Annotated in this window: 14 protein-coding genes; 8 read left to right on the forward strand and 6 right to left on the reverse strand. The window is 69.3% G+C overall.

What is annotated here, in order from left to right:
• Nucleotides 1-89 precede the first annotated feature (89 nt).
• The 3 genes from SGCZBJ_RS10165 (at nt 90) to SGCZBJ_RS10175 (ending at nt 3573) form a co-directional block, all read left to right on the forward strand.
• Nucleotides 90-566 carry a glutathione peroxidase gene (locus tag SGCZBJ_RS10165; protein ID WP_101717879.1) on the forward strand — a complete coding sequence of 159 codons (477 nt, stop codon included), beginning with the start codon at nt 90-92 and terminating at the stop codon, nt 564-566.
• Nucleotides 567-643: 77 nt separating this feature from the next.
• Entirely contained in the window at nt 644-2044 is a 1401-nt protein-coding gene (lpdA, locus tag SGCZBJ_RS10170) for a dihydrolipoyl dehydrogenase (RefSeq protein WP_101717880.1), read from the forward strand.
• 116 nt (nt 2045-2160) lie between these two features.
• Nucleotides 2161-3573 carry a porin gene (locus SGCZBJ_RS10175; RefSeq protein ID WP_101717881.1) on the forward strand — a complete coding sequence of 471 codons (1413 nt, stop codon included), beginning with the start codon at nt 2161-2163 and terminating at the stop codon, nt 3571-3573.
• Nucleotides 3574-3727: 154 nt separating this feature from the next.
• On the opposite strand, the gene SGCZBJ_RS10180 is transcribed toward SGCZBJ_RS10175, so the two are convergent.
• The 3 genes from SGCZBJ_RS10180 to SGCZBJ_RS10190 form a co-directional block, all read right to left on the reverse strand.
• Entirely contained in the window at nt 3728-4123 is a 396-nt protein-coding gene (locus SGCZBJ_RS10180; RefSeq protein WP_101717882.1) for a DoxX family protein, read from the reverse strand.
• 95 nt (nt 4124-4218) lie between these two features.
• Complete coding sequence (locus SGCZBJ_RS10185; RefSeq protein ID WP_101717883.1) at nt 4219-5763, reverse strand: AMP-binding protein; 1545 nt, start codon at nt 5761-5763, stop codon at nt 4219-4221.
• 143 nt (nt 5764-5906) lie between these two features.
• On the reverse strand, nt 5907-6950 hold the full coding sequence (locus SGCZBJ_RS10190) for an alpha/beta fold hydrolase (RefSeq protein ID WP_101717884.1): 1044 nt from the start codon (nt 6948-6950) through the stop codon (nt 5907-5909).
• Between the two features lie 83 nt (nt 6951-7033).
• On the opposite strand from SGCZBJ_RS10190, the gene lipA reads away from it, so the two are divergent.
• A complete protein-coding gene (gene lipA / locus SGCZBJ_RS10195; protein ID WP_101717885.1) occupies nt 7034-8011 on the forward strand; it encodes a lipoyl synthase in 978 nt (325 codons plus the stop codon).
• A 4-nt stretch (nt 8012-8015) separates the two neighbouring features.
• The gene (locus SGCZBJ_RS10200; RefSeq protein ID WP_101717886.1) at nt 8016-8468 is read left to right on the forward strand and encodes a type II toxin-antitoxin system RatA family toxin; all 453 of its coding nucleotides are present in this window, start codon (nt 8016-8018) and stop codon (nt 8466-8468) included.
• Here the strand turns inward: SGCZBJ_RS10200 and SGCZBJ_RS10205 are convergent.
• Genes SGCZBJ_RS10205 through SGCZBJ_RS10215 form a run of 3 tightly spaced genes read right to left on the reverse strand, consistent with a single transcriptional unit; the run spans nt 8465 to nt 11247 of the window.
• Nucleotides 8465-9580, reverse strand: a complete 1116-nt coding sequence (locus SGCZBJ_RS10205; protein WP_101717887.1) for an FUSC family protein — start codon at nt 9578-9580, stop codon at nt 8465-8467. The two genes, SGCZBJ_RS10200 and SGCZBJ_RS10205, sit on opposite strands and share 4 nt — an antisense overlap.
• Entirely contained in the window at nt 9580-10074 is a 495-nt protein-coding gene (locus tag SGCZBJ_RS10210) for a CinA family protein (RefSeq protein WP_101717888.1), read from the reverse strand. Before SGCZBJ_RS10210 ends, SGCZBJ_RS10205 begins: the two co-directional genes overlap by 1 nt.
• Before the next feature lie 24 nt (nt 10075-10098).
• Nucleotides 10099-11247, reverse strand: a complete 1149-nt coding sequence (locus tag SGCZBJ_RS10215) for a bifunctional 2-C-methyl-D-erythritol 4-phosphate cytidylyltransferase/2-C-methyl-D-erythritol 2,4-cyclodiphosphate synthase (protein WP_101717889.1) — start codon at nt 11245-11247, stop codon at nt 10099-10101.
• Between the two features lie 100 nt (nt 11248-11347).
• Between SGCZBJ_RS10215 and dusB the strand changes: the two genes are divergently transcribed.
• The 3 genes from dusB to SGCZBJ_RS10230 are packed head-to-tail and all read left to right on the forward strand — an operon-like array spanning nt 11348 to nt 14893.
• Nucleotides 11348-12355: a tRNA dihydrouridine synthase DusB gene (gene dusB, locus SGCZBJ_RS10220; RefSeq protein WP_101717890.1), complete on the forward strand. Its 1008-nt coding sequence runs from the start codon at nt 11348-11350 to the stop codon at nt 12353-12355.
• On the forward strand, nt 12352-13467 hold the full coding sequence (locus SGCZBJ_RS10225; RefSeq protein WP_101717891.1) for a two-component system sensor histidine kinase NtrB: 1116 nt from the start codon (nt 12352-12354) through the stop codon (nt 13465-13467). The genes dusB and SGCZBJ_RS10225 overlap by 4 nt, the downstream gene beginning before the upstream one ends.
• 4 nt (nt 13468-13471) lie before the next feature.
• On the forward strand, nt 13472-14893 hold the full coding sequence (locus SGCZBJ_RS10230) for a sigma 54-interacting transcriptional regulator (protein WP_058348895.1): 1422 nt from the start codon (nt 13472-13474) through the stop codon (nt 14891-14893).
• The last annotated feature ends 37 nt before the right edge of the window (nt 14894-14930 follow it).

Here is a 14930-nt window from a genome sequence, read left to right on the forward strand (position 1 = left end):
TCAAACGCGGGGCGGGGATTTCGAAAGCGGCTCGGCGAGGCCCCATCCTGGACCTTTCAGGACGGGGACGGCCCCGAGGAGAACACGCGATGTCGGTCTACGAATTCTCGGCCAAGACGCTTCAAGGCAAGGACGTCAGCCTGGCTGACTATCGCGGCCAGGTGCTGCTGATCGTCAACACCGCCAGCAAGTGCGGCCTGACCCCGCAGTACGAGGGCCTGGAAGCGCTCTACAAGGCTGGCAAGGATCGCGGCCTGACCATCCTGGGCTTTCCCTGCAACCAGTTCGGCGCGCAGGAGCCAGGCACGGCGGAGGAGATCGGCAGCTTCTGCTCGCTGACCTACGACGTGACCTTCCCGATGATGGCCAAGATCGACGTCAACAGCCCCTCGGCCCATCCGCTCTACGCCTGGCTGAAGAAGCAGCAGAAGGGCGTCCTGGGCACCGAAGGGATCAAGTGGAACTTCACCAAGTTCCTGATCGACCGCGACGGGAACGTCGTCGAGCGTTTCGCCCCGACCACCAAGCCTGAAGACCTCCAGGCCGCCGTCGAGGCGCTGTTATAGAATTTCCCAGGCCGGCCCGCGCCGGTCGTTCGACGCCGCCGCTCCCCCGGCTGGCGTCCAAGCTAGGGTAAGACACTATGTCCACGGAATTCGATGTCGTCGTCATCGGCGCCGGTCCGGGCGGTTACGTCGCCGCCATCCGCGCCAGCCAGCTGGGCCTGAAGACGGCGATCGTCGAGCGTGAGAACCTGGGCGGCATTTGCCTGAACTGGGGCTGCATCCCCACCAAGGCGCTGCTGAAGTCCGGCGAGATCTTCGAGCAGCTGTCGCACCTCGACAGCTACGGCCTAGCCGTCGAGAAGCCCTCGTTCGACTTCACCAAGATCATCGAGCGCTCGCGCGGCGTCGCCAAGACCATGTCGGGCGGCATCGCCTTCCTGATGAAGAAGCACAAGATCGAGGTCATCGAGGGCGAGGCCAAGCTCGAGAAGGGCGTTCCCGCTCCGAAGGTCGTGATCGCCCTGAAGGCCGGCGGCAGCCGCACGGTCCAGGCCAAGAACGTCATCCTGGCCAGCGGCGCCCGCGCCCGCAACATCCCCGCGATCGGCGCCGTTTCCGACGGCGAAAAGGTCTGGACCTATCGCGACGCCCTGGCGCCGAAGTCGATGCCCAAGTCGCTGGTGGTCATCGGCTCGGGCGCCATCGGCATCGAGTTCGCCAGCTTCTACCGCGCCCTCGGCGCCGAAGTGACCGTCGTCGAGGCCGTGGACCGCATCATGCCGGTCGAGGACGCCGAAGTCTCCAAGGCCGCCCAGAAGGCCTTCGAAAAGCGCGGCATCAAGTTCCGCATCGGCGCCAAGGTCACCAAGATCGACAAGACCGCCACCGGCGTGTCGGTCTCGGTCGAGGTGGGCGGCAAGGCCGAGCAGCTGACCGCCGAGAAGTGCATCGTCGCCATCGGCATCGTTCCGAACACGGAAGGCGTCGAGTCGGTAGGCCTGGCGCTCGACCGCGGCCACGTGGTCACCGACAAGCACTGCAAGACCAACGTGCCTGGCCTCTACGCCATCGGCGACGTGGCAGGCGCCCCCTGGCTCGCCCACAAGGCCAGCCACGAAGGCATCCACGCGGCCGAGCACATCGCCGGCTACAAGACCCCGAACGTCCACTCGCCGATCCCGGGCTGCACCTACGCCAACCCGCAGGTCGCCTCGGTGGGCTACACCGAAGCCGCCGCCAAGGCCGCCGGCATCGAGGTCAAGGCCGGCCGCTTCCCGTTCAAGGTCAACGGCAAGGCCGTGGCCGCGGGCGAGACCGAAGGCTTCGTCAAGACGGTGTTCGACGGCAAGACCGGCGCGCTGATCGGCGCCCACATGATCGGCCACGAAGTGACCGAGATGATCCAGGGCTTCGTCACCGCGATCACCCTCGAGGCGACCGAGGAAGATCTGCACGGCATCGTCTACGCTCACCCGACCATGTCGGAAGCCATGCACGAAGCCTCGCTCGACGCCTACGGCCGCGTCCTGCACATTTAATCCGTCATCGAACGATTTTCGCGGCGACTGTCGCGAAACTGTCGTTGAAGTGTCGCATTAGGAAGGCCCGTTCGGAGCACCCTCCGGACGGGCCTTTTCATGTCCGGAGCAACGCCGTGCGCCGATCCGTCCTGCCCCTGCTGGCCACCAGCGCCCTTGGCCTTGCGACCCCGGCCTTCGCCCAGGACGGCGCCATCAGCGCCGACGAGGCCGCCGCCATGCGCGCCCAGATCTCTGCCTTGAAGGCCCAGATCCAGCTGATGGAGCAGAGGCTGGACGCCGCGACGGGCGCCCCCCAGCGCACGGCGGCTCCGGCCGCCCAGGTCGCGCCCCAGCCGGCGACGATCGCCGCGCCGGCGCCGTCAAAGGCCCCGCCGCCGACCGAGATCGCCTGGAAGGGCTCGCCGCAGTTCACCAGCAGCGGCGGCCGCAGCTTCAAGGCCAAGGGCCGGATACAGACCGACGTAGGCTATGTGGGTCGCCCCGCCGGCTCGACCGATCGCGGCCTGGGCTACGCCGCCGAAATGCGCCGCATCCGCCTCGGCGGGGAAGGGGGGCTGGGGGCCGGCATAGGCTACAAGCTGGAACTCGAGCTTTCCGACAACAGCGTCGACCTGGTCGACACCTTCGTGACCTACAAGAACGGCGGCCTGCTGCTGTCGATCGGCAACCAGAACCAGTTCCAGTCACTGGACGAACTGACCGGCGACACCTCCGGCTCGGTCATGGAGCGCGCGGCCTTCACCGACGCCTTCAACTTCGAGCGCCGCCTGGGCATCGCCGCCCAGTACGAAAAGGCCGCCTGGCTGCTGCAGGCGGGCCTGTTCGCCGACGACATCACGGCACTCTCCAATGACAGCGACGGCGAGACCGGTGGCGACGAGAACAACAGCTACGGCCTCGACGGCCGGCTGGTCTATGCGCCCAAGCTCGGCGACATGCAGCTGCACTTGGGCGGTTCGGCCCACTGGCGCGACCTCAAGCGGGTCGGCGACGCCGGCACGCGCTATCGCCAGCGGCCGTTCGTGCACACCAGCAACACCCGCCTGATCGGGACCTCGACCCTCGACGTCAAGGACGAGGCCCACTACGGCCTGGAGGCGGCTTTCGTGCGCGGCCGCCTGCACGGCGCGGCCGAGACCCACTGGCTGCGCAGCGATCTCGCCGCCGGTCCCGACGCGGAATTCTTCGGCGGCTATGCCGAGCTCGGCTGGTTCCTGACCGACGACACGCGCGGCTACAAGGGCGGCATCTTCGATCGCGCCAAGCCCCGGAAGCCGCTGGGCGGCGGCGGCCTGGGCGCAGTGCAGGTCAACGCCCGCTACGACTACCTGGACCTCAACGACGGCGCGATCGTCGGCGGGCGGCAGGACGCCTGGATCGCCGCCTTGATCTGGCAGCCGGTCGAGTACCTGCGCTTCAACGTCAACTACGCCTACCTTTCGTATCAGGGCGCCACGCCTCTCGCCGGCGGCGACCGCGACTACAGCGTGCACGTGACGGGTGCACGGATGGAACTGGATTTCTAAAACCCTCTCCCAGAGGGAGAGGGAGGGGCCCAGGCAAAGCCTGGGAGGGTGAGGGGTTACGCCTTCAGCCGGCGTGCCGGCACGCCATCGACCGTCCCTAACCCCTCATCCGACGGCTACGCCGCCACCTTCTCCCTCTGGGAGAAGGAAGCCACTACGGCCGCTTGCGCACCTGGGCATCCACGCTCCACTCCCCGGGCCCGGCGAACACCAGGTACAGGAAGACGAAGCAGAACAGGATCGCCGCCTCGCCGCCGTTCAGCGCCGGCCAGAAGCCCTGGCTGGCGTGGGCGAGGAAGTAGGCCACAGCCATCTGGCCCGACAGGATGAAGGCCACCGGCCGGGTGAAGAGGCCCAGCACCAGCAGGCCGCCGCCGACCACTTCCAGCCAGGCGGCCGCCAGCAGCATCGGCGGCAGCGGATCGGGCGCGCCGGGCTGCGGGGCAGGGAAATGGAACAGCTTCATCAGCCCGTGCTCCATGAAGAGCAGGGCGGCGATCACCCGCAGCAGGCTCAGCACCCGCGGCGTCCAAACGTAAAGTCGTTCCAAGCGTGTCTCCCGTTCGCTGTCGGTCGAGGAACCGGCCGCCGCCCCAGACGGCGACCGTAAGCTCTACTGAAACGCGGCGGGCGGGCCCTGGTTCGTCAGGCCGCGGCCTCGGCCATGCGCTGGATGGCGACATAGTCGGTCTTGCCGCTGCCCAGCACAGGCACCTGGGTGACCTTGAGGATCTTGCGCGGCACGGCCAGTTCCGGCGCGCCGATCGACTGGGCGTGGGCCACCAGCGGCGCGGCGTCGGCGGTCTGGCAATCGGTGACCAGCACCAGACGCTCGCCCTTTTTCTTGTCGGGCATCGAGATCACGGCGTGGCGGGCGGTCGGCCACACGGCCACGGCCAGGTCTTCCGCGGCGGTCAGCGACACCATCTCGCCGCCGATCTTGGCGAAGCGCTTCACCCGGCCCTTGATGGTGATCCACTGGTCGTCGGTCATGGTGACCACGTCGCCGGTGTCGTGCCAGCCGTCTTCCGGAGCGTCGACGCCGCCGTCCTCGCGCAGGTAGCCGGCCATGATGTTGGGGCCGCGCACGAAGAAGCGGCCGCCCTCGGCGATGCCCTCGACGGGCTCGATGCGGGTCTCCATGCCCGGCAGCAGGCCGCCCACGGTGCCGGGGCGATTGTCGGTCGGCTTGTTGACCGCGATCACCGGCGAGGCCTCGGTGGCGCCGTAGCCTTCCAGCACCGGCACGTCGCCGAAGCGCTCCTTGATCAGGGCGTGGGTCTCGTCACGCACCTTCTCGGCGCCGCAGACGATGAACTGCAGGCCGCCCAGCTCGTCGGTTTCCGAGGCCCGGGCGTACTGGTTGACGAAGGTGTCGGTGGCCAGGAGCAGCGAGGCCTTGGCGTCCTTGATCAGCGGCGGGATCTGCTTGGTGTGCAGCGGCGAGGGATATTCGAACGCCTTCATGCCCTGCAGCAGCGGCAGGATCACCCCGCCGGTCAGGCCAAAGCAGTGGAACACCGGCAGCGGGTTGAACATCACCCAGTTCGGATCCAGCGGAATGTGCGCGGCGATCTGGGCGGCGTTGGAAACCAGGTTGGCCTGGCTCAGCACCACGCCGCGCGGCGCGCCGAAGCTGCCCGAGGTGAACAGCACCACGCCCTTGTCCGAAGGCTTGGCTGGGGCGCGGAACTGGCGCGGGAAGGCTCCGGCGGCGGCGGCGAACAGCTTGTCGGCCAGGCCGATCGTCTTTCGCACGTCCTCCAGGTAGACGACCTTGGCCAGGTCGTCGATCGCGTCGACCACGTCGTGCAGCTTGCCCAACTCGATGAACTTGTGGGCCGTCAGCACGTGCTTGACGTTGGCCAGCTTCACCGCGGCCTTGATGTTCCGCAGGCCCGCCGTGAAGTTCAGCATGGTCGGCACGCGGCCGAAGGCGTGCAGGGCGAAGAACACCACGACCGCGCCGACGCCCGACGGCAGCAGCACGCCGACGTGCTCGCCCGGCTTGGTCATGGCCGCGACCTTGCGGCCCAGGGCGAAGCTGGCCCGGATCAGGTCGGTATAGCTGAGCGGGCTGCGGTCCTGGTCTTCCAGGATCGGCTTTTTCGCTCCGAACTTGTCCTTGGCGTCGATAAGGGCGTCGAAGAGCGCCTTCTGGCCGTCTTCCGCTTTGTAAACAACCGGCATGCCGGCGAAACCTCCCACAAAGACGGTGGTTCCGCCCTCGTTCGATTGAGACGGGACCCTAGCGGCCCAGGCGCGGTTTGCAAAGATCGGTCACGTTTCGTGAGCGAACCGCGTTCTGCAGATGGTGCGCCGCCCCTTATGGCTCAAGGCGTGGCGGGCTTTGGGCGGCCCGCGGACCGAATGGTCGCCAGCACAGCTTCCAGCCAAGGCGCCCGCACCGAATCCCGTTCCAGGTGCAGGGCGTGGCGTCCGCCCGGCAGGCGGGTTTGCCGGCAATCAGCCAGCCCCTTGCAGACGCTGTCCTGGGCGAAGGCCGGCGTGACCGTGTCGGCGTCGCCCGCGAGCAGGACGACCGGGGTCTTCACGCGGGAAAGGTCACGGGCCGTCACGTCCAGCACGTCGTAGAAGGCCGCGTACTGGCCAAGGCTCGGCGCGCCCATCCGCAAGTCGGGATTGGCGGTCTGCCAGGCGTGGTTGACTGCGCCGCGCGCGGGATCGCCGGTGAGGCCCAGGGCGCGATCGTCCGGGCCGTCGCGCCGCCAGTCGGCGGCGCCGGGCCAGGGCAGCGACGACAACCGAAGCCGCCGGGCCCACTGCGCGGTCTCGATCAGTTGGCCCTTGGGACAGGGCAGGGAGGACAGCTCGAAGACCGGGGCCGACAGCACCAGGGCGTCGGTCATCAGCCCCTCCTCGACGGCGCGCAGGGCGACCAGGCCGCCCTGGCCCTGGCCCAGCAAGGTCAGCGGCAAGCGGCCGTCGGGGCGGATCACCACCTTGACCATCGCCTTGGTCGCCGTGACGTCGGGCGCGTAGCTTGCGACATGGCCGCGATCGCGCCTGCCGGCCAGACGCTCGGAGCCGCCCTGGCCCTGGCGCTCCAGGATCCAGACGACCACGCCCTTGGCGTTGAGGTCGCGGGCCGTCTCGAACCAGGTTTCGGCGCTCTCGCCGTAGTCGGTCAGGATCAGCACCTGGCTGGTCGCCGCGCCGTGCGGGGCCGAGACGCCGTAGCGCTGCACCTTGTCGTCTGCAACCTGCACGTAGCCCCAGGCCCAGCCGGCGGGCGGCAGGAAACGGCGCTCGAGACCCGGCGGGGTGCGACTGTCGGCGAAAGGCGCGCGCGATCCTTGCTCGCCGCAGGCGAAAAGGGGCAGGGCGAGCAGCAGAACGAGAGCGAAGCGACGCATATACGCCACTCATTTCGCGCCTTTGCGCCGCATGCAAGATCGAGAGCTTGATCCGGAGGCCAAGAAGGCCGATCTAGGCCCACATGGTCACGTTGATCGACACGCTGAAGGCCCGCGGTCCCGAGGATCGCGCCGTTCGCCACCCTGAAAAGCAGAATCGCCCGGATACGCCGGTCCTGCGCAAACCCGAGTGGCTGCGCGTTCGCGCCCCGGGCTCGGGTCAATACAACGAGACCAAGGGCATCGTGCGCGAGCACAAGCTTACCACGGTCTGCGAAGAGGCGGCCTGCCCGAACATCGGCGAGTGCTGGAGCCAGAAGCACGCGACCATGATGATCATGGGCGAGATCTGCACCCGCGCCTGCGCATTCTGCAACGTCACCACGGGTCTGCCGACTCAGCTTGATCCCGACGAGCCGCGCCGTGTGGCCGAGGCCGTCGCCAAGATGGGCCTGAACCACGTGGTCATCACCTCGGTGGACCGCGACGACCTGATTGACGGCGGGGCCCGCCACTTCGCCGAGGTGGTTACCGCCATCCGCGCGGCGGCGCCCAAGACCACCATCGAGATCCTGACACCCGACTTCCTGCGCAAGGACCGGGCCGAGAACGTGGTCATCGACGCCCGTCCGGACGTCTTCAACCACAACCTCGAGACCGTGCCGCGGCTCTATCTGAAGATCCGCCCCGGCGCCCGCTACTACAACTCACTGCGCCTGCTGGAGCGGGTTAAGGAGCGCGATCCTTCCCAGTTCACCAAGTCCGGCCTGATGGTCGGCCTTGGCGAGACCAAGGAAGAGGTCATGCAGGTCATGGACGACATGCGTTCGGCCGGCGTCGACTTCATCACCATCGGCCAGTACCTGCAGCCGACCCGCAAGCACGCGGCCATCGACCGCTTCGTGACGCCGGAAGAGTTCAAGGCCTACGAGGCGATCGCCCGGGCCAAGGGCTTCCTGATGGTCTCGTCCAGCCCGCTGACCCGCTCGTCGCACCACGCCGGCGAGGACTTCGCCAAGCTGCAGGCGGCGCGCCGAGCGCTCGACGCCAAAGCCGGCTGACCACTTGCACCGCCACGTCGTCACCCGGGTGCTGCCCTACGCGCCCGAGCAACTCTTCACGCTCGTCGGCGACGTCGAGGCCTATCCGTCGTTCGTGCCGTGGATCACGGGCATGCGGACCTGGAACGCTCACGAGAGCGGCGAGGTCAGCAGCCTCGACGCCGAGGCCCAGGTCGGTTTCTCGTTCCTGCGCGAGAAGTTCGCCACGCGCGTCCGCCGGGACCGGTCCGACCTCAGCGTGACCGTCAGCCTGCTCTACGGGCCGTTCAAGCGGCTGTCGAACCAGTGGCGGTTCTCGGCTCACCCGGACGGCGCGACCATCGACTTCGTCATCGACTTCGCCTTCAAGGCAAAGCTGCTCGACGCCATGCTGGCGGCCAACATGGATCGTGCGGTCGACAAGCTGATCGCCTGCTTCGAGGCCCGCGCGGCGCAGCTTTACGGCGCCAAGGTCTAGTCGCGCTTCGCCGCCGTTTCTTCGACCCGGTCGGCGAAGTCCCCAAGGTTGGCGAACAGGTTCTCGACCGCGAACACCAGGCCGAAGGTTCGCGCGGCGTCGTCGAAGGCGAGTTCTCGGGTCGCCCCGACGTCGCGCATGCCCTCGATGGCGTCCTGGAAGCTCTTGTGCCCTTGGGCGAAGGCCAGGCGGTCGGGCTTGGCCGCGCCTGAAAGACTCTGGGCGACCGCCCGCAGATAGGCCGATGAGGCAGCCAGCATCGCCGCGCTCGGCGGGGCCAGGGCGGGGGCGGGCAGGGGCTCGCGCAGCGCCCGGCCGATCATCACGCAGTCGTTGCGCAGCCTCCACAGCGTGCGGGGCAGGGCGTCCGACACCGAGCGGTCCGACAGCTTGCTGGCCGTCTCGCGGTCGGCCTCCGTGATCGCCGTCTGCAGCTTGGCCAGGGCCTTCAGGGTCTCGTCGTAATGCTCGCGCGGGTCCAGCGTGCTGGGCTTGGCCTCCAGCTTGGCGGCGTAGTGCGACAAGAGGTCGGCCAGCAGGCCCGCCGCCTTCTGGCTGCTCTCCACCACCGACGCGTGGGCGCGGGCAGGGAAGATCAGCAGGGTGGCGGCCACGCCCACCAGGCTGCCGACGGTGATCTCGGCCACCCGCAGGAAGGCCGCCGTCAGCGGGTCCATGTGCGTGGTGGTGCCGATCAGCATGATCACCGCCGTCACCGGCGCCACCTTGAAGGCCGGGCGCACCGCCGCGAGGAAAGCGAGGGAAGCCGCGCAAGCCGCCAGGATCACGCCGCCCCATTCGGGGTGCCGCGTATGCAGCCAGGCCGCGCCGGCGCCGACGGCCGCGCCGACCACCGTGCCCATGAACCGCTCGATCGAGGCGGTGATGGTCGCGCCCAGGCTCGACTGCACGACGATCACCGCCGTGAACACCGCCCAATAGCCCTGCGGCAGCCGAAGCAGGGTCGCCAGGGCATAGGCCGCCACGACCGCCGCCGACACCCGCACCGCGTGCCGCAATTCGCTCTGCCGACGTGCGGCCGCCGCCAGGGCCGAGCGCGAAAAGCCCGCGCCGACGAACCGTCGCCAGTCGGAGGGCGCGCTGTCGGGCATCAGGACGCCACCGCCTCACGCAGCATCTCCAGCGCCGTCCGGATCGCCGCCAGTTGCACGCCCTCGCGCGGAAGGCCCTCGAAGTGTTCGTGCCGATGGACGACCGAGCGGGTCGCCCGGGCCACGGCGAAATGGACTGTGCCCACGGGCTTCATCGGCGTGCCGCCGCCCGGGCCGGCGATACCGGTGATCGCCACCGCCACGTGAGCGTTGCTGTTGGCGAGACCACCCTCGGCCATCATCCGCGCCACCGGTTCGGAGACGGCGCCGTTGTCGGCGATCAGGTCGCCCGGCACGCCGACCATCTCGCTCTTGGCGCGGTTGGTGTAGGTGACGAAACCCCGCTCGAAGACGTCCGACGCGCCGGAGATCGCGCAGATCGATCCGGCCACCAGCCCGCCGGTGCAGCTTTCGACCGCCGCCAGACGCAGCTTCTTCTCGCGCGCCTCGTCGATGAGCAGCCGGGCGAGGGTTTCGATCTCGATGGGAAACATGCCGCGACTCCTTTTGCGCTGAGACTAGAGCGGCGTCTCCACCGTCGCCACGGCCTGGGCGGCCAGGCCTTCGCCCCGGCCGGTGAAGCCCATTTTCTCGGTCGTCGTCGCCTTCACGCTGACGCGGTCGAGCGGCAGGTCGAGGATCTCGGCCAGACGGGCGCGCATGGCCTCCCGGTGCGGCTTGATCTTGGGGCGCTCGCAGATCAGCGTCACGTCGACATTGATCAGTCGGCCGCCGCGCCGGCGCACCAGGTCGACGGCGTGGATCAGGAACTTGTCGGAGGCCGCGCCCTTCCATTGCGGGTCGGTCGGCGGGAAGTGGTCGCCGATGTCGCCGTCGCCGATCGCGCCCAGCACCGCGTCGGTCAGGGCGTGCAGGCCGGCGTCGGCGTCCGAATGGCCGATGAGTGTCTCGTCGTGAGCGATCTCGACGCCGCATAGCCAGACCGATTCTCCCGGACCCCAGCGGTGGGCGTCGAAACCCTGGCCGATGCGGGTGATGCGGGCCGCGCCCGCCAGCCGTTCGGCCATGGCGAAGTCCTCCGGATAGGTCAGTTTGGTCAGCAGCGGATCGCCGGCCGCGATGGCGACCTTGCCGCCGTCGGCCTCGACCACCTGGGCGTCGTCGGTCGGCTCGCTTTCACCGGTCCAGGCGGCGTAGGCGGCCAGCAGGCGGTCCCGGCGGAAGGCCTGCGGGGTCTGGGCGCGCCACAGGCCGTCGCGCGAGGTCGTGGTCGCGCCCGACTCGCCGGCGCGCTTGAGGGTGTCGGCCACCGGCAGGGCCGGGACGACGCCATCGGCGCCGTCCAGCGCGGCCAGCACGCCGTCGACCACGGCCTTGGTCAGGAAGGGGCGGGCGGCGTCGTGCACCAGTACGGGCTCGTCAGCGGGGCGGTGGGCGAGGGCGGCCAGGCCCGACTGCACCGACAGGGCGCGGGTGGCGCCGCCGGGCGCGAACCGCCAGCCTTCGAGGCCGGCCAAGGTTTCGCCCAGCATGTCCTGCATGCTCGGGTCGGTCACGATTGCGAGATCAGCTGCGCCGCTCGCCAGCAGGGCCTCGACCGACCAGCGCAGCACGGGTTTTCCGGCCAGATCTCGCCATTGCTTTGCCTGGCCGGGTCCGGCCCTGGTGCCGCTGCCGGCGGCGACGATGACGGCTGAGAAGGTCATGGCCCGTGTCTAACGTTGTCGTCGGACATGTCCAGCCAACGGAGGGCTTTACTGCGCTGCACAATGTGCCTAAAAACACAGCGGTGGGGATGATCATAAAATGAGCAAGCAGCTCGCAGTCGGCGCCGTCACGGTGCCCGGGCGGGTATGGATTGCGCCTATGACCGGCGTATCCGACCTCCCGTTCAGAGAAACGGCCACGCGCCTCGGCGCATCATACGTGGCCACCGAAATGGTCGCCTGCGCGGAATTCGCGAAGGGCCGGCCCGACGTCGTGCGCCGCGCGGCCGTCGGCGAAGGCCTGCCGCTGATGGTCGTACAGCTCGTCGGCCGCGATCCGGAGTTCATGGCCCACGGCGCCCGCCTGGCGGCTGAAGCCGGGGCCGAGATCATCGACCTGAACTTCGGCTGCCCGGCCAAGGAAGTCACCGCCGGCGCCGCCTCCGGCTCGGCCCTGATGCGTGAACCCGACCTGGCCGAGGCGCTTGTCGCGGCCGCCGTCGCGGCCGTCGACGTGCCGGTGACCGTCAAGATGCGCCTGGGCTGGGACGACGCCAGCCGCAACGCGCCCGAGATCGCCGCCCGCGCCGAGGCCGTCGGGGCCCGCGCCATCACCGTGCACGGCCGCACCCGCTGCCAGTTCTACAAGGGCGAGGCCGACTGGGCCGCCGTCGCGCCGGTCAAGCAGGCCGTGTCGGTGCCGGTGCTGGTCAACGGCGACATCACCGACGCTGACAGCGCTCGCCGCGCGCTTGAGCAGTCCGGCGCCGACGGCGTCATGATCGGTCGCGGCGTCTATGGCCGCCCCTGGATCGCCCAGGCCATCGAGGCGGCGCTCGACGGTCGCCAGTTCGTCGAGCCGCAGGCCGAGGAACGTCTGGCCATCGCGCTCACCCATTTCCGCCGCAGCCTTTCGTTCTACGGCGAGCGGCAGGGGCTGAAGATGTTCCGCAAGCACCTGGCCTCGTACATCGAGGCCGCGCCCTGGCCCGAAACCGCCGAGGCCCGCCGGGCCGCGCGCGCCGCCCTTTGCCGGATCGAGGATCCGGCCGCCCTGGAAATCGCCCTGGCCGACCTCTGGCTCGCCGGCGGGAGGATCGCTGCATGACCGACCGCGCCCGCGTCCTATCCGGCACAGCGCTGGACGCCCTGAAGGCCGCCGCCTTCGAGCTCAGTCCCGAGCCGGCCCTGGTGGTCGACCGCGATGGCGGCCTGGTGGCCGTCAACGAGGCCGCCGAGGCCCTTTTCGGTCACGGTCTGTCGCTGCTGGCCCGCGGCCGTTTCCGCGCCGCCCTGCCGCCCGGCTCGGTGCTGGTCTCGCTGATGGACCGCGCCGTGTTCGAGGGCGCTCTGGTTCGTGAGCACGGGGTCGAGGTCAACCTCTTCGGCCAGCCGCCGTTCGAGGCCGACGGCGCCGCCGTGCCGCTGGGCGACGGCTCGGTGCTGCTGACCCTGCACGTCAAGGGCGCGCTGGGCGTCGAGCGCAGCGCCGACCAGGCGGGCCTGCGCTCGGTCGTCGGGCTTGGCCGCATGCTGGCCCACGAGATCAAGAACCCGCTGGCCGGCATTCGCGGCGCGGCCCAGTTGCTGAAGACCGGCGCCAGCGCCGCCGACCAGCCGCTGGCCCAACTGATCGTGGACGAGACCGACCGCATCCGCCGCCTCGTCGACCGGATGGAGGCCTTCTCCGAACAGGCCCCGACCCCGCGCGAGGCGGTCAACATCCACCAGGTGCTGGACCGCGTGCGCGCCCTGGTCGCCAACGGCGTCGCCGACGGCCTGCGCCTGCGCGACCACTACGATCCCTCGCTGCCGCCGGTCTGGGGCGACGAGGACCAGCTGATCCAGATCTTCCTGAACCTGGTGAAGAACGCCTCCGAGGCCGCCCACATGCGTGGCGACGGCCAGGGGGAGCTGACCATCCATACCGCCTGGCGTCCCGGCGTTCGGGTGCGTGGCGCCGACGGCAAGTCGGCCTCCAGCGCCCCGATCGAGATCCGGGTGCAGGACAACGGCCCCGGCGTTCCGCAAAGCCTGCGCGAGCACCTGTTCCAGCCCTTCGTGACCACCAAGGCCAACGGCACCGGCCTTGGCCTTGCGTTGGTCACCAAGCTCGTGACGGCCCATGGGGGCCTGATCGATTTCGAATCCGAGCCCGGCCGCACCGTGTTCCGCGTGTTGCTGCCTGTGGCGCCTGAGCCTTCCTTGGGAGACGCGTGAGTACATGAACGCCGCAAACAAGAAGATTCTGATCGCCGACGACGACTCTTCAGTCCGTCTGGTGCTCAGCCAGGCCTTCACCCGTCTCGGATACCAGGTCAGGGCCACCGGCAACGCCACCACCCTGCTCAAGTGGGTCAGCGACGGCGAAGGCGACCTGGTCGTGACCGACGTGATGATGCCCGACGAGAACGTGTTCGACGTGCTGCCGCGCATCCGCAAGGAGCGCCCCAAGCTGCCGATCATCGTGATGAGCGCGCAGAACACCCTGCTGACCGCGGTCAACGCCGCAGACGCGGGGGCCTTCGAGTACGTCTCCAAGCCTTTCGACCTCGACGACGTGACCGCCGCCGCCCGCCGCGCCCTGTCGCGTCCGGCCGACGCCGAGGCCTCCAAGGCCCAGGCCCGCGCCATGCGCGACGAGCGCCTGCCGCTGATCGGCCGCTCGGCGCCGATGCAGGAGGTCTATCGCACCATCGCTCGCCTGGTCGGCGCGGATCTTACCGTCCTGATCCTGGGCGAGAGCGGCACCGGCAAGGAGCTGGTGGCCCGCGCGCTGCACGACCTGGGCCGCCGCCGCGACGGCAAGTTCGTGGTCATCAACCTGGCCGCCGTGCCGCGCGAGCGGGTCGAGGCCGAGCTGTTCGGGCGCGGGGAGGGCGACAACGGCCGCCTCGTCGAGGCCGACGGCGGCACCCTGTTCCTGGACGAGATCGGCGACATGCCGCTCGACGCCCAGACCCGCCTGCTGCGCGTGATCGACGGCACCGAGCCGGTGATCAACCCCAAGACCGGCCGCCGCCCGAACGTGCGGATCATCGCCGCCACCAATCGCGACCTGCGCGGCCTGATCCAGCAGGGCCTGTTCCGCGAAGACCTGTTCTTCCGCCTCAACGTCGCCCCCGTGCGCCTGCCGCCGCTGCGCGACCGCGCCGAGGATATTCCGGACCTGGCGCGCACCTTCCTGCTGCGCGCCAACCGCGAGGGCCTTCCGGCCAAGACCATCGACCAGAGCGCGCTCGACCGGATGAAGAGCCACTCCTGGCCGGGCAACGTGCGCGAGCTGGAGAACCTGATCCGCCGCATGTGCGCCCTCTATGCCGAGGAGCTGATCACCGCCCGCATCGTCGATCGCGAGCTGCAGGATCACGCGCCGGCGCCGCGCGCCGACGAAGGTCCGGTCACCCTGGCGGCTTTGGTCGAAAGGCACCTGGCCTCGCACTTCGCCGAACAGCCCGACGGCGTGCCGGCGGCCGGCCTCTATGACCGCGTGCTGCAGGAGGTCGAGCGTCCGCTGATCCAGTTGACCCTGTCGGCCACTCGCGGCAACCAGGTTCGGGCGGCGGAAATCCTCGGCCTGAACCGCAACACTTTGCGCAAGAAGATCCAGGACCTGGGCGTCGAGATGAGCCGCGGCCGCCGCTAGGCGATTAGCGGATTCCAAGGCTGACGCTTTTTCAGCA

This window comes from Caulobacter zeae (assembly GCF_002858925.1).
GTDB lineage: Bacteria > Pseudomonadota > Alphaproteobacteria > Caulobacterales > Caulobacteraceae > Caulobacter > Caulobacter zeae.